Raw genomic sequence first — 18,052 nt, forward strand, 5'->3', positions numbered from 1 at the left:
AAGATGAGATTTCCCATTACGCAAGTAAGTAAGATCCCTCAAAGACGATGAGGTAGATAGGTTCGAGGTGGAAGTGTGGTGACACATGGAGCTGACGAATACTAATCGATCGAGGACTTAACCAAAACGTTTGAAACATTCAATGCACCGTTTATCCAGTTTTGAAAGAATAATTCTTTCAACAAAAAAGAGCGCTTCAAGACACAAGTAGTACAAGGAAGCAAACGAGTGATTGAAGGAGCGTACGTTTGTACGTGACTGATTGAACGAGAGCAGCTGACGCCGTAATACGCCGTGTATTGGAGGTCGAATAAAAGTCTAGTGATGATGGCAAAGAGGTCACACCCGTTCCCATACCGAACACGGAAGTTAAGCTCTTTAGCGCCGATGGTAGTTGGGGGCTTCCCCCTGTGAGAGTAGGACGTCGCTAGGCAAATGAAAGATCAGAGAATAAATTCTCTGGTCTTTTTTGTTGTACACAAATTAAGAAGATAGTTTAAATTAGGCTGTCCCCCGAAAAAGACAGCCCTATATACTTAAAATTCAAGAGCACTCCGAAGATCATTTAGATAAGATTGACTCACTGGCAACTCACTTCCATCAATTAAAGTGACAATAAAATTTGATGTTAAATCACGTGCCATTTTTTTTATGAAATGTATATTTACAATGTAAGATCTATGGATACGAATAAAATATGATGGTAAGCGTAATTGAAGTTCTTTGAGTGTAATACTCGTTTTATACTGATCACCCTCTACATAAAACCATGTTTTTTTCTGTAGGCTTTCAATATGAGATATTTTATTAATTGCTACAGGATTCCATTCCTCCTCTTGCTTTCCAGTTAAAAATTGAAATGGTTCTGCTCTTTTTGCTGTAAATGATGACGGTAGGACAATGACGAGAGCAGCAGGCTTATTTTGAATGTATATAGGATAACCAATGCCGTAATATGGCGTATCGAATAGGGAATTATCTAAAATAGCATCTGTTCTTTTTTGAGTCTGTAATACTTGGTCCGCAATACTCCCAGGTAATACTTGTTGACCTATCTCTAAATGAATACTTTGGTGACCAGAGTGAAAATAAACATAAGAATTTTCAACAGCAATCGCAATGGATGAATCAGCAGGTATCCAGTCTTTCAACATAAAAATATATTGTTGTGAAATATCTTTTACGAAAGAATTTAACTCATTGTTCATTGTGAATATCCCCCTTGTTTGTAAACAGTCTTCCAAATTTCATCGTCAAAAAAGGTAGTTTTATCCTTAAAATTTGATCTTTTATCGAAAAATAATGAAAATTCAAATAGTCTGTTATATATTAATTTACAACAAATAAACCTGTTATGGAACAGATAATTAAAAGTTTTTTAACAGAGTATATTGTACACAAAGGGGAAGGTGGAATTTCAATATGTCAACTCGTCAAGAAAGAATCGAAGCTTTAGAAAAACAATGGGCGGAAAACCCACGTTGGGCTGGAATTGAACGCACATATTCAGCTGAAGAAGTTGTTAAATTACAGGGAACAGTAGTAATTGAACAAACACTAGCGCAAAAAGGTGCTACTCGACTTTGGAATTCATTACATGAGGAACCGTTTATCAATGCATTGGGGGCATTAACGGGGAATCAAGCAGTACAACAAGTAAAAGCTGGCTTAAAGGCTATCTATCTATCAGGCTGGCAAGTAGCTGCTGATGCAAACCTGTCTGGTCAAATGTATCCTGACCAATCATTATATCCAGCTAACTCTGTACCAGCAGTAGTAAAACGAATTAATCAAGCGCTTCAACGTGCAGATCAAATTGATCATGCTGAAGGACGTGTTGATCAATTTGATTGGTTCGCGCCAATCGTAGCAGACGCAGAAGCAGGTTTTGGTGGGCCTCTAAACGTATTCGAGCTTGTAAAAGGTATGATTGAAGCAGGAGCAGCTGGTGTTCACTTAGAAGATCAATTAGCTTCTGAAAAGAAATGTGGACACCTTGGAGGTAAAGTATTACTTCCAACACAAAATGCTGTTCGTAACTTAGTAGCTGCACGTTTAGCAACAGATGTTATGGGTGTAGATACAATTTTAATCGCACGTACAGATGCTGATGCTGCTGATATGGTTACATCAGATATTGATCCACGTGATGCAGAGTTCATCACAGGTGAACGCACACCTGAAGGCTTCTTCCGTACAAAAGCTGGAATCAAACAAGCAATTGCTCGTGGTTTAGCTTACGCTCCATATGCAGATTTAATTTGGTGTGAAACTTCTAAACCATCACTTGAAGAAGCTAGAGAATTTGCTGAAGCTATTCATGCTGAGTTCCCAGGTAAAATGCTTGCATACAACTGCTCACCTTCATTCAACTGGAAGGCAAATCTTTCAGAAGAAGAAATTGCAGAGTATCAACGTGAACTTGGTAAGTTAGGCTATAAATTCCAATTCGTTACTTTAGCAGGTTTCCATGCACTAAACCACTCTATGTTTGAGCTTGCTCATGACTATAAAGATAATGGTATGGCTGCATATTCTAAGCTACAACAAGCAGAATTTGCTTCTGAGTCTAAAGGCTATACAGCTACACGTCACCAACGCGAAGTAGGTACTGGATACTTTGATGAAATCTCTCAGGTTATCTCTGGTGGTACTTCTTCTACAACAGCAATGGCAGGTTCTACTGAGACAGAACAGTTTGTATAAGTCGTAGTTTAAATACGTGTTTTCCTAAATTCATAATCATAGAATAGTCTCCTCCGCTCCTCCTAAAGCGGAGGATGACGAAACTAAAATGGCAAAGGTGGGTAAACAGCTAATGGAACAAGCAACGACAGGTAAGCTTAAAATTGTTGGAGAACAAAATGAGCAAACTAATGAAATTTTGACACCTGAAGCTCTTGAATTTGTTCTTGCTCTGCACGAAAAATTTGATGCTCGCCGCAAGGAGCTGTTGGAGGCTCGACAAGAACGCCAAAAACGACTTGATGCGGGAGAGAAGTTGGATTTCCTACCAGAGACAAAGCATATTCGTGAAGGTGATTGGGTAATCGCACCACTTCCAAACGACCTGCAAGATCGCCGTGTTGAAATTACAGGGCCAGTTGATCGGAAAATGGTTATAAATGCGTTAAATTCTGGAGCAAAAATGTTCATGGCATGCTTTGAAGATGCATCTTCTCCGACATGGGAAAATATGATTGGCGGTCAAATTAATATGCGTGATGCTATTAATAAGACGATTGAGTTTACACAAGTATCCAATGGTAAAACATATAAATTAAATGATGAGACAGCAGTGTTGTTAGTTCGTCCACGAGGTCTACACTTGCTTGAGAAGCATGTCCTGGTGGATGGAGAGCCGATTTCAGGCAGTTTCTTTGACTTCGGTTTATATCTATTCCACAATGCCAAAAACGCACTTGCACAAGGTACAGGGCCATATTTCTATCTACCAAAGCTTGAAAGTCATTTAGAGGCTCGACTATGGAATGATGTCTTTGTGTTTGCTCAAGATTATATTGGTATTCCACAGGGGACAATAAAAGCTACTGTATTAATCGAAACGATTTTAGCTGCGTTTGAGATGGATGAAATTTTATATGAGCTACGTGAACATTCAGCTGGTTTGAATTGTGGTCGTTGGGATTATATTTTCAGCTACATTAAACGTCTACGCAATCAAGCTGATGTTATTTTGCCAGACCGTGGGCAAGTAACGATGACAGTACCTTTTATGAAAGCCTATACATCTTTATGTATTCAAACATGTCACAAGCGAAATGCACCAGCAATGGGCGGAATGGCAGCTCAAATTCCAGTTAAAAATGATGATGAGGCGAATGCAGTCGCATTTGCAAAGGTGGCAGAAGATAAACGTCGTGAGGCAACAGAGGGGCATGACGGTACATGGGTAGCACATCCTGGTATGGTTGCAACAGCGATGGAGCAATTTGATGCTATTATGACAACGCCTAACCAAATTCATAAAAAGCGTGAGGATGTACAAGTATCTGCCGAAGATTTAGTAGCTGTACCAGAAGGAACAATTACAATTGAAGGACTACGCATTAACTGTAGTGTGGGTGTACAATATATTGCTTCATGGCTTCGAGGTAACGGAGCGGCACCAATTAATAACTTGATGGAGGATGCTGCAACAGCAGAAATCTCTCGTACACAAGTATGGCAATGGATCCGTCATCCGAAAGGAATCTTAGATGATGGACGTGGTATTACACTAGCATTTGTTTTAGAAATATTGGAAGAAGAACTTGTGAAAATTAAAGAGGCTGTTGGGGAACAAGCTTATAACAGTGGTCGCTATGAAGAAGCTGCTGAACTGTTTAAATCCTTAATTGAACAAGATGAATTTGCGGAATTCTTGACACTTCCAGGGTATGAAAAATTAGCGTAAAATACAAGTCTACTATCCAACATATCAAACTTTCCTAATAACTATCTAAGGATTGCACTCGAGTACAATCCAGCCTATTCCACTAACATAACGTGACGGGGTCTGTTCCCCCGTTTAAAGAGATGAGCACGATTGATTTAAAAGGGGTCTATAAATAAAAGTTAAGAGCTTTTAAGGGGTAAAGATGTCTTACTAGCTTAGATGGGGAGCAGTAAGGCATCTTTTATATAGTACATCCGCGTAACTGCTTTTTTAGTTACGCGGTTTTTCTATGCTAATTTACTACGGCTAGTACAAAGCCGTCATACCCTTTGACACCCACTGTTTGTATAGCCGTTGCTTCAATTCTTGGGTTTGCTTTTACTAAATCCATAAATTCTTGTACGCCTCTAACACGTTCATCCTCACTATTTTCATTAGTTACCTCACCATTACGTACAACATTATCTGCAATAATAAGAGCGCCAGAGTTTGCTAATTTTAACGCCCACCTCAAGTAAGCGGGGTTATTAGGTTTATCAGCATCAATAAAGATAAAGTCAAATAATAGTCCAGCATTTTTTAAATTTGGTAATGTTGGCGTTTCGGAAGCTACCGTTCGGAGAAGATTGAAAGAGAATAAAAGTGAATTTTAGACATATTAGCTGTATATATTTTGTATATATACTTCCTGATAAATGGATATGAATGTATATAAAATGTATATCTTTCTTCATTTCATTGATATCACGAAAAAGCTTTGCCCTGCCTAGCCCCCGACTAGGTGGGGGGCACTTTTTCCTTATGCTCTTTCTAACTTTTTCTGGGGATTTCCAGAAGTTTTTTTAATTAAGGATCATCTGTAAATTTTTTTACGGATTTGATTTTACAGATCTTTTTCTGTTTCAGAGGGATAATAATTGAACTTTTAAAAAACACTAATGCCTTCCAATTCTAAACGGATGGCATTATTGTTTTGTTTATTATTTACTCTTTAAAAAATTAATCTCTTTCTTTAAATCTTCTAGTGTCTTGCCTGCTATAAAATCAGTTATTTGCCCATTAACTTCATTTGAAATAGAGAGAGTTGTTGTATCACTTATATTTATATCATCTGTAAAATCGTCTGGATTATAATCGATTAGATTACTATTTAATGTAGCAGCTTTATTAACTGTATTGGTATCAATACTAATTAAATAAGGTTCAATTGCTCTTAAGTAGATATTATTGTTGGTATCAAAACTGAGCAGTTGTTACCATTTTTCCAAAAAAACCAGTATCTGCATTGGTGAATCTAGTTAAGAAATTTACTGATTTTGAATCATTAAAAAATCGTATGTTCTCCGATGTTGATGTTCTCCACGATGATGCTCCGTCTATCCATCCGGTTTTTATAACGCCATTATTGAGGCTATCTCCCCATTTATACGAAATAAAGTTCGTACTAGTAAAACGCCAACCAGTTAAAGAGTATGCTGAAGCTGTGTTTTGAAATATAGAAAATAATAAAACAAAAGACAGAATCATAACAGCAAGTTTCGATTTTGATTTCAAGTTAAAACCCCCTAGGTATTTTTCAAACAACACCATTTTATACCAATAATTAAAATAAATAGTTTTTTATAAATTAGTTAATTTTAGTGAATTAAGGTAATTCAAAAGTCTTGGCTCAAAAGCAAAATATTTTTGATTTTTTTTAATAAATAACTCTGCCATGTTTACGAATGTATGGGGCGAATACCCATACTTTCCCATCAGCCTTTATATCAAAACTTAAAGAGTTGTGGAACGGATTCTTGTTCAACTAACGAAGAGATTTAGTTGAATATGTAACTTTTGGTAGACAATAGGTGTCTATATAAAAGAGGTGGGTAAATTGAAAATAAAAAAATTATTCTATGGTTTGATCGCATTAGCTTTATTCATGATTACAGGATGCAATATTCAAGGGGGAACTACAACAGTATCAATTGACAGTATAGATGCCGAAGAAGTTTTAACATTAGATTCTGATGCTGATATTTTTCAGTATGATGGAGTTATCTACAAAACTAATATTGATTGGGTTGAAGAATTATCTTTAACAAAAGATGTTCAAATCGGTGAAATAAAAAAAAATGATGCTAATACAGATTTTAGAGATGAGATGTCGAATAAACTTCCTGTTGGTACAAAGATTTTTTCCACCAAAGAACGGGGAGATATTTTAATTGTTGAATCTGAAGGAGAAATCAAAAAATATCTTGCAATTGTTGAAGGGTAAACAAAATTCCTTGTTCAACAAACGTGGTGCTTTAATTGAATAGATAGAATGATGTATCCATCTCATACGAGGTGGTCTTTTTTATTTATACAGTGCCAAAACTTAATAGTTTTGACACCGGTGTGTTGATGCAGTGATATCAAGGTGTAAAAAGGTGTCATAACTTAGGTCGATAAATGTAGTGCAGAAATGAGATATTTTTCTATGATTTACGGTTATGCAAGGGTATCGACTGTATCACAGGAATTAGAGGTTCTGCTTCAAACGTTGGAGAGTGAAGGAGCGACTGTTATTTATAAAGAGAAATTCACAGGAACGAAAACAGACCGACCACAATTAAATGAGCTGCTGTCTAAATTAAATAAAGGTGACAGGCTTGTTGTAACCAGATTGGATCGATTGGCTCGAAACACTAAAGAAGACAACGAGATCATTGAACGGTTATTCGCCAAAGGCGTAAATTTATTAAAAAGTTTCCGTCATCGAAAGCGTTTTGCATCGTTACTACAGCGATGTAAAACGCTTTTTTGCTTCAAAAAAGGAGCAACTATCATGAAAAATAAACTAAAAACTACACCAAACCAAGCAGTCTAAACATTTATTACATACGGCAATCAAAAAGGAGATCGGCAACTCAAAGAAGAGCGCCTACAGCAATTAGAAGACGTACTAGCCACACAAGGTATTTATCCTGGAGGGAAAGTACATAGAGTGCTAGAAAAATTGATTGATGATCTTACATACAACGGCATTATCGAGAGCATTTGAGTAACAAATTAGAGGTAGGATTCAATACAATTTCAACAGCTTTTAAGTATATGGAGCAATCTAAGAGCTATTTATCCTTTCCAGAAACAAATCAGAAAGACGGATAGTGGGTGTCGTGTCATTTTGGATGTGCAGCATGTGAACTTTGAAAGCATTTTAAGCGAAGTGTATCATCTAAATGCGTATGAAATTGCCATCGTTAAAGATGAATTTAAACAACCAAATAAACATCAAAATAAACATCAGGAATTGGCCCAAAACGCTGTTATATCAAAGCTTAATGGCTCGAATTCGACTCTTAACTATAATAACCAAATTAAAACAATCACGAGCAAGAAGAAGAAATAAGCGAAGAAAAGAAAGCCTATTTTGCACAAGAACGTGAGCGAATCTTGGCCAAGTTACGTGATCTTTAATCAAATGAGGAATGATGAAAAATCATACCTCTAGTTTGTTATACTCATTTTTAATAACGTAAAACATGGTTCTGGAAAAATAGGAGGTTGTGAAATGGAAAACAATAATACACTTTCAGGATTTCATATCAAAAGTAAAAAAGATAATGACGTATTGAAGTTATATCCTAAACCCTATACTTGGCATAATCCTAAACATTTACGTGATGTCAATCTTCAACCAGGTGATATTGTGGCTGTGGGGAAAACATTGGCGCCCTTTTTGGTAACAAAGGTTTTTCGGGAAGAGTTTGAGGAGACAGGACAACGATATGAAAGGGTTATTCGGCTTTTAGAGAAAGCGCCTAGGGAAGAGCATATGAGTGTATAGCTGTAATTATTGAATCAATACAAGGGTTTGTTCAATGCCGCCAAGAGGATTTTGATGCAGTAAGATTGTCAATCTAAATTTGCTCCTTATCCTCTCTTTGGTTCGGTACCGCAATTTAAGATTGACAACCGCCACGTTTCACCTTTTCTCTCCAGCGACTGTAAAGCCAAAATAAAAAGAGTAGCAAATGGCTACTCCTTAATGTTACTTTTTAAAATTTAGTTTGAGCATGTGTACTCGCTTCTGTAAATTTATCAGATTGACTAGCTGAAACTCCGAATGAAAGAGGATAGAAAGTAACAGATGGAGCAATTTGGAACGTTGTTTCTTGATGTAGGTACTTTCCATAAGCATCTATCTGACTAGTAGCAGCTAATTTATCAGCTGTATAATAAGAAAATGCAGATAAAGTTTTTACTTCTTCACTATTACAAGCATAAGATTTCACAACATCATTTGGTAAATCAATATTTAAGGCATAACCAGATGCCCCTTTTGACCATGAATTACTGCCACTAGAATAAGTTGTACTTAGATATTTAATTTGATCACAAGAATGTCTCACTGACCAACTTTGTTGACCGTATTGAGAATTTGGAGCAGGAGCCCAAAAAGAACTATTAATAGCTGTACCTATAACATCAATTTTTCTATTACTTGGCATAATACTCCACGTAATTGCAGTTTTTACCCTGTACTGTTGTTTTGCTGCTAAAGAAACAATTGTAGTAGTAACAGTCTTATAGGATGTAGTATGTGTACTTGAAAGTGTAGATACAGAATCATTACTTCTTTTAGCTTCTTCTAATTGAACTTCTCTTAAATACGTATTTTCATCAAGTTCAATAACGACTTCCTTACTAAAATTGTTAATATCGTATGTACTAACATTGTCGTTAGAAGTATCTCTTTCAATGACTTTAAAAAACTTTTTATCGACAGCTACAACTTCTCCGTCAATTTCTAAGTTTTTTAATATTTCTGTTTCAGGCATGTTCAAAATTTCTTCTTCAGTGAAACCTAAAGACTCTAAATGCCTTATTTGATCTATATTTAGCTCAGCAGCTTTAACATTCATACTTTCCAAATTAAAAACTACAAAATATACCATAAAAACAACTAATAATATTTTTTTCAAATAATCTCCCCCTTTATTTTATATTAACCTAATGATAAGTTTAAATGAAGTGAAAAAGTCCATTATTTTACAAAAAGGGGTTTTGTTGATGAAAAGGTTTATATTGCCATTTTTGGTATTGGTTATATTATCTATGTATTTATGGAATTATTATGAAAAGTATCATATAAAACCATTTGAAGAAAGTGTAAAGACTTTTATAGAAGAATCTAGCAAGGATAAAGTAGAGCTCATAAATTTTGAACAAATAGAAAATACTAATATATGGTTAGCTCAATTGAAGTTTAAAGAGGGAGAATTTGGTCATGCAAAATTTCAAAAGGGATGGAATCATAATCTAAAATTCATTTACCTAAAAACAAATCCTAATATCACTTATGAAGAATATAATACTAATAAAGGGAAGTATGGCGTTATATTTGTTAATAATTTAGATAAAAATATATCAAAAATAAAAGTCAAATCACAATTAAAAAACTTTGAAACAGAAATAAACATTTCAAACTCACAAACATTTATAAAAACATTCAAGTTGCCAAAGAATGTTGAAAATACTTCACCTGCAACCTTTGAAGTATATGATAAAAATGGAAATCTATATAATGATTGATAAATATGAAAGAGCATTTTCATTCTAGTTTTTATGAAAAAAATCAAATTATAGGGGCATTTACATTTGTTTTAAAACGCTTATTTTATTTTTGCTTTATATCAACTTCATGTTTTAATCTCAAAAGGCTTAAAAAAGCTTGTGGGAGCTTAGAGAAATATACAGGATTTTATGCAAAGTGAAGAATAAACCAAGTCAGTAAAAATGCTGCTATATCAGCATTTACGCTATTTGTATAAAAAGATGTATAAACAATGTTCATAAGAAAAGCCATAAAACGTTGATTTAACAATGTTCATGGCTTTTCGATGTGTTTCCAAACGTACATTTGGGAACGTTATTGGCTTTATGAATGTATATGTTATAAATCCTTGCTGCACTAAAGCACCCTTCCAGCACTTTATTGGGAATATGAGTACTAATATTCCGTAATTCGCCAACCTGTTTCCTCATCCCAAATGGCATCCGTATCATCTAGATGCACATGCCAATCACCATTAGAAATACTTCTTCTAATATCTGTCAAACAGGTCAACCAATAAAACAGTACATGCAATGTATCTTCAAAATTATCTGAAAGTGGTAGCTTTGTTGAACCTGCAAAGATCACTGTTGGTTCATCCTGATCATAGTCATAAACACAAAATGTTTCTCCAATATCCTTTCTTTCAAAACCTGCATTGTATTCATCAATGATAGCCGTTATCTGTTGCTCCTCACTGTTGGTAAGGTTATGGTTTCTCATACAAGTGTAATAAACAGAAACTCCCATGCTACATTACTCCTTTATTAGTTTTAAACCTGCGCCGTAAAATGCACCCAAAACGAGGAAAGCTTTCCTCGTAGAGTCACCAAACTTCCATTTGGGGAACGTTATTAGGTTTATTTATGAATACGTTATAAATTCTTGTAAAATTTTTATCCTCTTAATTGATTTTTAAAGAACAATACGGTTTCTAATTCGTCTTCCCTGTCTTTAAAAATCTCCAACCTTTTTCCAACTGCGACCGCAAATTCAACATACGCATTCCCTTCGGCTGTGATTAAATTTTCACACACGGTTACATCGGTTTCACTCTTGAATGCCTCATTGAAATAATGTTTGTAAGCCAAGTCATCGTCAATAGAAGTTGAATATTTCCTTTTTCGTAAAACGCCTGCTGCTGCTAGAAAGGCAGACCCTCCACAAATCGCTGAAATCACTTTACCTTGGTCATCAAACTCTCTAATAAGATTCAATACACGATCATCCTTAACAAACGGATCAGGTTCCCCACCAGGTATGATTAAAACATCATAGTCGTTGGGATTACATGCTTCGATATTCATATCCAATTTGACTTTGAACATCCCTTTATGAATGACTTCATCATTTAATGCGGTTGTATTAATTTCTACACCAGTTACATTTAAAATGTATGATAAAAGACTGATTTCCCAATCAACATACCCTTCATACAGAAAAAATAATGCTTTCAACTGTTTATCCCCCCACGCTTTTTTATATAACAATCTGCTCCGTTAGTTAAAGTATAACCTTCCCAAAGCGCAGTTTGGTCACAATTCTTTCTCTTTCCTTCACGTTGTAAATCCACATAAATCTGACTAACGATCATATATCAATCATTTGTTCAGTCAGAGTAGCATTTTACTACTTTTTTAGTTTTGTAAAAAATTCAAGGTTAAAGTAGGGCAAGCAACGGGTATGGCATGCCATGCCCCAAAAAACAGAGTTTTTGGCTTGGTAAGAGATTCCTACGACCTTTACAAATATAGCTGCTTATTTTTTCCAAATAAGCAGCTATATTTGTTGTCGCTTTGCTCGAATTGTAAAGAAAGAAGATACAAATAAAGTACAAAAGGATGCCTATTAGGCATCCTTTTGTACACCTTAATATGATTATGTACTAACCAAATATAAATAGTGCCTTTTTGTCCTTTGTGCAGAAGGATAAAAAGGTACCTTAATTAGAATATCAATTTCTTGAATTGAAAGCTATCGAACGAAGGGATTGAAAGTAAAATAAGGAAAAATTTACTTAAAAAAATACAAATTATACAAGATTTATTGATATAACTATCTCGAATTAGGCAGTAATGAGAGGACAAGAATTTTAAAGGAAAGAGCATAAGGGAAATCTGCTATCACTTGGGGTGATAGACTAGGCAGAGCCTAGTGTTTCGGTGTCCCCATAAAAAAGTGCATTTCTACATGTTTTCTATACAAACGTTTATTCGTTTCTATATGTTTTCTACATAGAGTATCCAGTCATTTTTGTTCTTTCAATCGTCTCCTAATAGTTGCTTCAGAAACACCTAGTATTCGTGCAATTTCTCGATTACTTTTCCCAGCATCTTTTAAATGCAGCAATTTTAATTCATTGATGGTTAACTTAGGGCGACCATTTGGATTTCCACCTTGCCATTTCTCATCATTTTTTTCATCTTTATTATTTTTAAAAAATCTTTTCAGCAATATTCTCCCTCCGACAATTGCGTCTTAACTCTAAATCTTAAGTTTTGACGCACACAATATCAACCTTACATTTTGGTAGGGCTCAATAAAAGATTAGGGAATTTAATTATTCAACAAGAAAAAAGTAACTGGAAAATGAAATTGTTTAGGAGTTGCGAACAAAACAAGGGAAGTTGATAGGGAAAATTGAAATGATTCGCTCTGGTGATGATATAATTTTATGAGTGAAAACCACAAATAAGTTCAGGAATAAATACAATACTGTAAATTGAAATGATAAAATATAAAAGGAGAGGTTGTGAGAAAAGTTTGATTTTTCGATTAGTCGGATACATATTCTATTTAATAGCTGCTGTATTTCTTTTAACCGGTTTTATGGAAGTGGTCTTTGTAAAAGATTTAATACATTCCATAAATTTTAATATGAAATGTACAATTGGTTTAGTAAGTTTAATAATTGGTACCACACTGCTTCAGATATGGAAATTAAAACATGATTAGATTTTGTTGCAGCTACTAATTGAGCTGAAAAGTGCAGTGAAAATCAGGCTGTATGATGCGAAATCAAAAAGGTAGTAACGACAGGGCTTGGCCCTTGCTCGTTACTGCCTTTTTCTAATGTTATGTAAAATAAAATGTATGAACTGAATAAAACTTTTAAAAAAAGTTGTTAAATCAATTGAGAGACCCCTTTATAGAGTGTTAGGTTGTTCAATTCTAACAAATTCATATAATATAGGGGGATATATAATGGCAACATCAAAAGTGGTAAGACGAGAAACAGAGGTTGTAACAGTACAAAGTTTCCTCGCTGCGGCACACAAAGAAAACAGTAAAATCAGTCCAGATGATTTAGGGTTAGGAATTGCTTCGGTGGGTGTAGCCTTAGTAGCAACAGCTTTTGCTAAACATATTGCACCAAAAATGGCAAAATTTTTGGAAGTTGTTGGCTTTGTATTACGATAACTGGATTTGTTGCAATGTTCTTAAAAAATCCGAATAAAAACCAGTTACAATCCGTTTTAAACGATTGTGCGAAGCGTAATGGTACTCACATTTTAACAACTACAGACTTAGTGGAGTATGTAGGTGCGAGTGGTAACAATATTACTTACTCAACACAAACAAAATATTCGTACCATTAATTTTGAAAAACAAGCAAAAGGTATTAATCCTTTTGCTTGTTTTTTTTGTTTAGCTTAATTGTTATATATAATGAAGAACTGAACGCAATAAACATTATTACAGAAAAAGCAATTGAGAACGTGGCTTTATAGTAGATAGATGTAATAGCCAAGACAATTAAACTGATGATAGCTACACGTAATAATAAATCTGTTTTTTTACTTGGATTAAAAAAATCTTGAAGAATGGCAAATAAATAAGCTAATCCGAAAAATATAATGTACTCATAAACCTACAGGCTTCACAGAATCGGGAATTCCTAAATACAGTAATTGAAATATGACAAGAAGTAATGCTACATATTTTAAATATTTATAGGAGTTTTTTGACAAATTATCACCCTTTTTTAGAGCTATTTATCCTTTCCAGAAACAAATCAGAAAGACGGATAGTGGGTGTCGTGTCATTATAGATGCGCAACATGTGAATTTTTAAAGCATTTTAAAATGAGGGAGCATCTTTTCTCATTATGTCAAACCTACCAAGTGAGACCACCCAATATCGCACTCCAATTTAATGGCATTCATGAAACCATTCGCTCAGTCATGGCGGGCTATGGTGCAAATTTTATTTCTTCTCTTGCTGTTAGAGAGTATGTAGAGAGTGGGCAATTGGCGAGAGTTTATGTGAAGGATATACATGCCATTAAACATAAAATTGCAATTTGTACAAGGAATAATGAGAAGCAGAATTTACTTGTGAAAAGATTTATTGAAACCATAAAAAATTCCCCTATTTAAACATTTCAATCTCATGCAAGGTGGAGAGAAATTTGTTATATTAGTTGTATAACAAATATGGAGCTGATAAACATGTTTATTCAAATAGAATTTCAATCAGACGTACCTATTTATGAGCAGGTAACACGTCAAATTATCGAAGGAATTGCTAGAGGAGAAATGAAGCCAGGTGATACTTTACCGTCTGTGCGAAGTTTAGCTGCCGATTTAGGTGTTAATATGCATACTGTTAATAAAAGTTATCATGAATTAGAGGCGAAAGGGATTATTGCCATTCGTCCAAAATCTGGAGCTATCATAAGTTCAGCAGAGGAGAGAGCTTTATCACCTGAGCAACTGCGACAAATCGAAAAGAATTTGAAACCTGTTGTGGCAGAAGGAATGGTGCTCGGCGCAACAGCTGAACAAATTGAGCACATGATGAAAAAAGTTTTTGCCGATTTGCAAATTCCAGTAGAGGGAGTGTAGCAAAATGCTACTTGGCGTTTTTATAACCATTTACATCATGACATTAGCTTTGCAAATAGTCGTTCCCTATATTGTACGAGAAACAATCGTTTTTGGAGTCACAGTGCCTGATCAAAATATTAAGCATCCCATCTTAGCTCAGTTGAAAAAACAGTATGTGCAGTTCGTAGGGGGAACAGGGATAGTTTTTCTAATCATCATGATTATAAGTTACAATCAATTTGCTCCTTCTGAATCTATTCAAAGTATTGTTTTATTAAGCTGTTTGTTTAGTATGCTTGCAGTAAGCATGGCGTTGTATTGGATAAATCATCAAAAGGTATCGAAGTTGAAAAAACAAGAGCAGTGGGGCGCAAATATTAAACAAGTACGGGCAGTGGATTTAACTGCAAGAAGCCGTGATGAAATGCTTCCTTGGTCTTTTTTTGCTGTTCCATTAGGAATATCGGTATTTTTGATCATTTACACATACCTTCATTACGATCTCATGCCAAATGATATAGCAGTACATTGGGGACCGAGTGGCGAAGCGGATGCCTGGAGAAACAAGACCTATTTTACAGCTATTTCACTGCCACTGGTAATGCTAATGATGCAATGTATGATGTGGGGAATTACCGACTCCATTAAACGTTCTGCAATTAAATTAGCTGTAAATCGCAAAGAGGAATCGTTAGAGGATCAGCTAAAAACACGAAAATACATGAGTTGGCAAATACTACTGATAAGTTCTGCATTAACAGCTTTATTAACTATTTTACAATTAAGCAACATCTATCCTTCTATGACAGTAGGCTATAAGCTATTACCAGTATTTATTTTGTTCTTAGTTGTTTTGCTGGGTTCATTACTTGTATATGTGGTGAAAAAGTATAAACATAAAGTACGCTATGAAGCAAATATAGATTCCCAAGTAATGGACGTGGATGAGGATCGTTATTGGAAGGGCGGCTTAATTTATATGAATCGACAAGACCCATCTGTTTTTGTGGAGAAACGCTTCGGGGTAGGATGGACCATGAACCTTGCTAATCCTAGAGGCTATATTGTGATTGGTTTACCTTTTCTCTTATTGCTGTTGATTTCTATATTTTCGTTATAAAATAATAGTAATTTGTGATGAAAAAATTCGTTCTATATGATCGGATTTTTTCTTATTAACTGGAGGTGGGCAGATGAAGATCCTTGTTGTCGATGATGACGTTCATATTTTACAGCTAGTCAATATTTATCTTACAAAGGAAGGCTATCAAGTGCTACTTGCTGAAAATGCAAAGCAGGCACTAGCCTTACTCGAAGGGAATCTGCCTGATTTAGCTGTTGTCGATGTGATGATGCCAGGAATGGATGGTTTTACACTAACAGAGTATTTAACTCAAGATTATGATATTCCTGTTTTATTATTAACAGCAAAAGGTGAGCTAGAGGATAAAGAACGTGGCTTTTTAGCAGGTTCTGACGATTATGTTGTAAAGCCCTTTGAACCAAAGGAATTATTATTTCGTATAGCTGCGATATTGAGGAGATTTGATAAAAAAAATCAAGTAACCATCCAAGTAGGTAAACTAGTAATTGACCGACGAAGCTTTGAGGTTGTAATAGGGGAAAATACACTTATATTACCTTTAAAGGAATTTGAATTACTGGCTTTGTTAGCATCACGTCCCCATCAAGTGTTTACTCGTAGCTATATTATGGAACAAGTATGGGGCTATGACTATGATGGAGATGAGCAAACGTTAAATACGCATGTGAAGCGGATTCGTGAAAGATTAAACCGATATGACACGGCTGTTGAAATTACAACAGTAAGAGGTGTTGGCTATAAGCTAGAGGAAGCAACATGAAAACCTTATATAGTAAATTTGTTGTAACAACAATGCTGGTAATGATCGGAAGCTTATGTATGGGCTTTTTAGCAACAAATACTTATTACCATCAAGTTATAAAAGAAAAAAATGATGCAAAAAACGTTAGCATAGCACAGGATATTGTGCATTATATTGAGACAGACAAACCAGAGGATTTAAATAGCTATCTGGCAACATTGGGTGAAATCGGCTATCAAATTTATGTGACAACTGGTCAGGAGGGGCAATTTTTTGGCGGTCCATATCGTGATAAAACATTGTCAACGTCTGTTGTGGAGCGTGTTTTAAATGGGGAAATCTATCATGGTATGCGAGATTTTCCTAAAGAGACCTTTGTAACAGGATTTTTTGCTAATGAACTGAATAATACAATTGGTGTGCCATTTACCTATGAAAGCAAGTCCTATGCATTATTCATAAGACCTGATATTCGTTTATTGTTTTCTGAGGTGCATACAATACTTGCGGGATTAATGTTGGTTATGACAATACTGAGCCTACTTGCCATGCTACTATTTGCTAAAGCATTAATTCGCCCCATTACGAAGTTAACAGCAGCCACTCAACAGCTAGCGCATGAAAAATTTGATACAGTTCTAGATATTGATCGTGCAGATGAAATTGGTCAATTAGCATCAAGCTTTAATAGGATGACCGAGAGATTACAGGAAACTGATCGTACACGGAAGGAATTTATTAGTAATGTATCACATGATTTTCAATCACCTTTACTAAATATTCAAGGGTATGTAGATTTACTGAAAAATCCTTCCCTTACTGAACAGGAAAGACAGGAATATGCAGCAATCATTGAGCTAGAAACAAAACGCCTATCTACATTAACCAAACAGTTATTATTATTAACCTCCCTTGACCAATCGACAATAATTGTAAAACGTGAGTCTTATCGTTTAGATGAACAGCTAAAGGAAACTGTACGAAAGTATCGTTGGCAAATGGAAGAGTCACAGCTTCAAATATCATATAAGCTTGAGCAAATTATTTTTGATGGCGATGCAGGGCTTTTACAAAACGTATGGGATAATTTACTGACAAATGCCATTAAATATAATGTAGAGGGTGGGCAGATACATCTACATTTACAAAAAAGATCCACCTCACTTGAAATTCTTGTGGAGGACAGTGGGATAGGAATGACTGAGGATCAATTAGCAAAAGTATATGACCGTTTTTATCGCGCCGATGCGTCTAGAACCAAGCAAGGGACCGGACTAGGCTTAGCGATTGTCAAACAAATTGTTGAGCTACATGGAGGGACCATACAGATGCAAAGTACGGTGCATGCGGGCACAAAGGTTTATATCCATCTACCAATTTTGTCATAAGA

18 protein-coding genes, 2 rRNA genes and 2 pseudogenes are annotated in these 18,052 nt (G+C 35.2%); 15 read left to right on the plus strand and 7 right to left on the minus strand.

The genetic code is table 11. The annotated features are described in order from the left end of the window. A 23S ribosomal RNA gene (locus tag JIN86_RS19855) occupies nt 1-125 on the plus strand; the annotation flags it as partial. Between the two features lie 192 nt (nt 126-317). After that, a 5S ribosomal RNA gene (rrf, locus tag JIN86_RS19860) occupies nt 318-433 on the plus strand. A gap of 103 nt (nt 434-536) precedes the next feature. Here rrf and JIN86_RS19865 read toward each other — a convergent pair. Then, nucleotides 537-1,208: a LytTR family DNA-binding domain-containing protein gene (locus JIN86_RS19865; protein WP_004233045.1), complete on the minus strand. Its 672-nt coding sequence runs from the start codon at nt 1,206-1,208 to the stop codon at nt 537-539. 214 nt (nt 1,209-1,422) lie between these two features. Here JIN86_RS19865 and aceA point away from each other — a divergent pair, with 214 nt between their 5' ends. Both aceA and aceB read left to right on the plus strand, forming a co-directional pair. Next, nucleotides 1,423-2,706, plus strand: coding sequence for an isocitrate lyase (aceA, locus tag JIN86_RS19870; RefSeq protein WP_004233046.1), 1,284 nt, complete (start codon nt 1,423-1,425; stop codon nt 2,704-2,706). Between the two features lie 112 nt (nt 2,707-2,818). Next, nucleotides 2,819-4,417 (plus strand): malate synthase A, encoded by a 1,599-nt coding sequence (aceB, locus tag JIN86_RS19875; RefSeq protein WP_039885193.1) that lies wholly within the window; start codon nt 2,819-2,821, stop codon nt 4,415-4,417. Nucleotides 4,418-4,691: 274 nt separating this feature from the next. Here aceB and JIN86_RS19880 read toward each other — a convergent pair. Then, a pseudogene (locus JIN86_RS19880) lies at nt 4,692-4,994 on the minus strand (O-methyltransferase); the annotation flags it as partial. A gap of 641 nt (nt 4,995-5,635) precedes the next feature. Next, nucleotides 5,636-5,953, minus strand: coding sequence for a hypothetical protein (locus JIN86_RS19885; RefSeq protein ID WP_036219235.1), 318 nt, complete (start codon nt 5,951-5,953; stop codon nt 5,636-5,638). Between the two features lie 313 nt (nt 5,954-6,266). Between JIN86_RS19885 and JIN86_RS19890 the strand changes: the two genes are divergently transcribed. The 4 genes and pseudogenes from JIN86_RS19890 to JIN86_RS19905 all read left to right on the plus strand — a co-directional run bounded on the left by JIN86_RS19890 (nt 6,267) and on the right by JIN86_RS19905 (nt 8,216). Next, a complete protein-coding gene (locus JIN86_RS19890; RefSeq protein ID WP_370568730.1) occupies nt 6,267-6,662 on the plus strand; it encodes a hypothetical protein in 396 nt (131 codons plus the stop codon). Between the two features lie 204 nt (nt 6,663-6,866). Further along, nucleotides 6,867-7,127, plus strand: a pseudogene (locus JIN86_RS19895) (recombinase family protein); the annotation flags it as partial. A 426-nt stretch (nt 7,128-7,553) separates the two neighbouring features. Then, a complete protein-coding gene (locus JIN86_RS23640; RefSeq protein ID WP_004233061.1) occupies nt 7,554-7,778 on the plus strand; it encodes a hypothetical protein in 225 nt (74 codons plus the stop codon). 162 nt (nt 7,779-7,940) lie between these two features. Then, nucleotides 7,941-8,216 carry a DUF5839 family protein gene (locus tag JIN86_RS19905; protein ID WP_202342690.1) on the plus strand — a complete coding sequence of 92 codons (276 nt, stop codon included), beginning with the start codon at nt 7,941-7,943 and terminating at the stop codon, nt 8,214-8,216. A gap of 211 nt (nt 8,217-8,427) precedes the next feature. On the opposite strand, the gene JIN86_RS19910 is transcribed toward JIN86_RS19905, so the two are convergent. Further along, nucleotides 8,428-9,354 carry a hypothetical protein gene (locus JIN86_RS19910; RefSeq protein WP_202342691.1) on the minus strand — a complete coding sequence of 309 codons (927 nt, stop codon included), beginning with the start codon at nt 9,352-9,354 and terminating at the stop codon, nt 8,428-8,430. Nucleotides 9,355-9,442: 88 nt separating this feature from the next. Here JIN86_RS19910 and JIN86_RS19915 point away from each other — a divergent pair, with 88 nt between their 5' ends. Beyond that, nucleotides 9,443-9,964 (plus strand): hypothetical protein, encoded by a 522-nt coding sequence (locus tag JIN86_RS19915; protein WP_004233066.1) that lies wholly within the window; start codon nt 9,443-9,445, stop codon nt 9,962-9,964. A 418-nt stretch (nt 9,965-10,382) separates the two neighbouring features. Here JIN86_RS19915 and JIN86_RS19920 read toward each other — a convergent pair whose 3' ends face one another. The 3 genes from JIN86_RS19920 to JIN86_RS19930 form a co-directional block, all read right to left on the minus strand. Continuing rightward, complete coding sequence (locus JIN86_RS19920; RefSeq protein ID WP_004233069.1) at nt 10,383-10,736, minus strand: hypothetical protein; 354 nt, start codon at nt 10,734-10,736, stop codon at nt 10,383-10,385. 146 nt (nt 10,737-10,882) lie between these two features. Next, nucleotides 10,883-11,443, minus strand: a complete 561-nt coding sequence (locus JIN86_RS19925) for a DJ-1/PfpI family protein (protein ID WP_004233070.1) — start codon at nt 11,441-11,443, stop codon at nt 10,883-10,885. A gap of 790 nt (nt 11,444-12,233) precedes the next feature. Further along, a complete protein-coding gene (locus JIN86_RS19930) occupies nt 12,234-12,440 on the minus strand; it encodes a helix-turn-helix transcriptional regulator (RefSeq protein ID WP_004233073.1) in 207 nt (68 codons plus the stop codon). Nucleotides 12,441-13,190: 750 nt separating this feature from the next. On the opposite strand from JIN86_RS19930, the gene JIN86_RS19935 reads away from it, so the two are divergent. From JIN86_RS19935 to JIN86_RS19960, 6 genes are all read left to right on the plus strand, one after another. Continuing rightward, on the plus strand, nt 13,191-13,406 hold the full coding sequence (locus JIN86_RS19935) for a hypothetical protein (RefSeq protein ID WP_202342692.1): 216 nt from the start codon (nt 13,191-13,193) through the stop codon (nt 13,404-13,406). 665 nt (nt 13,407-14,071) lie between these two features. Continuing rightward, entirely contained in the window at nt 14,072-14,365 is a 294-nt protein-coding gene (locus tag JIN86_RS19940) for a LysR substrate-binding domain-containing protein (protein WP_237497371.1), read from the plus strand. Between the two features lie 72 nt (nt 14,366-14,437). Further along, entirely contained in the window at nt 14,438-14,833 is a 396-nt protein-coding gene (locus tag JIN86_RS19945) for a GntR family transcriptional regulator (RefSeq protein ID WP_004233080.1), read from the plus strand. 4 nt (nt 14,834-14,837) lie between these two features. Further along, a complete protein-coding gene (locus tag JIN86_RS19950; RefSeq protein WP_004233082.1) occupies nt 14,838-15,935 on the plus strand; it encodes a DUF1648 domain-containing protein in 1,098 nt (365 codons plus the stop codon). A 73-nt stretch (nt 15,936-16,008) separates the two neighbouring features. Further along, nucleotides 16,009-16,680 carry a response regulator transcription factor gene (locus JIN86_RS19955; RefSeq protein ID WP_004233083.1) on the plus strand — a complete coding sequence of 224 codons (672 nt, stop codon included), beginning with the start codon at nt 16,009-16,011 and terminating at the stop codon, nt 16,678-16,680. Then, a complete protein-coding gene (locus JIN86_RS19960; protein ID WP_004233084.1) occupies nt 16,677-18,050 on the plus strand; it encodes a HAMP domain-containing sensor histidine kinase in 1,374 nt (457 codons plus the stop codon). Before JIN86_RS19955 ends, JIN86_RS19960 begins: the two co-directional genes overlap by 4 nt. Nucleotides 18,051-18,052 lie beyond the last annotated feature (2 nt).

The sequence above is a fragment of the Lysinibacillus sp. HST-98 genome (assembly GCF_016757845.1).
Lineage (GTDB): Bacteria > Bacillota > Bacilli > Bacillales_A > Planococcaceae > Lysinibacillus > Lysinibacillus capsici.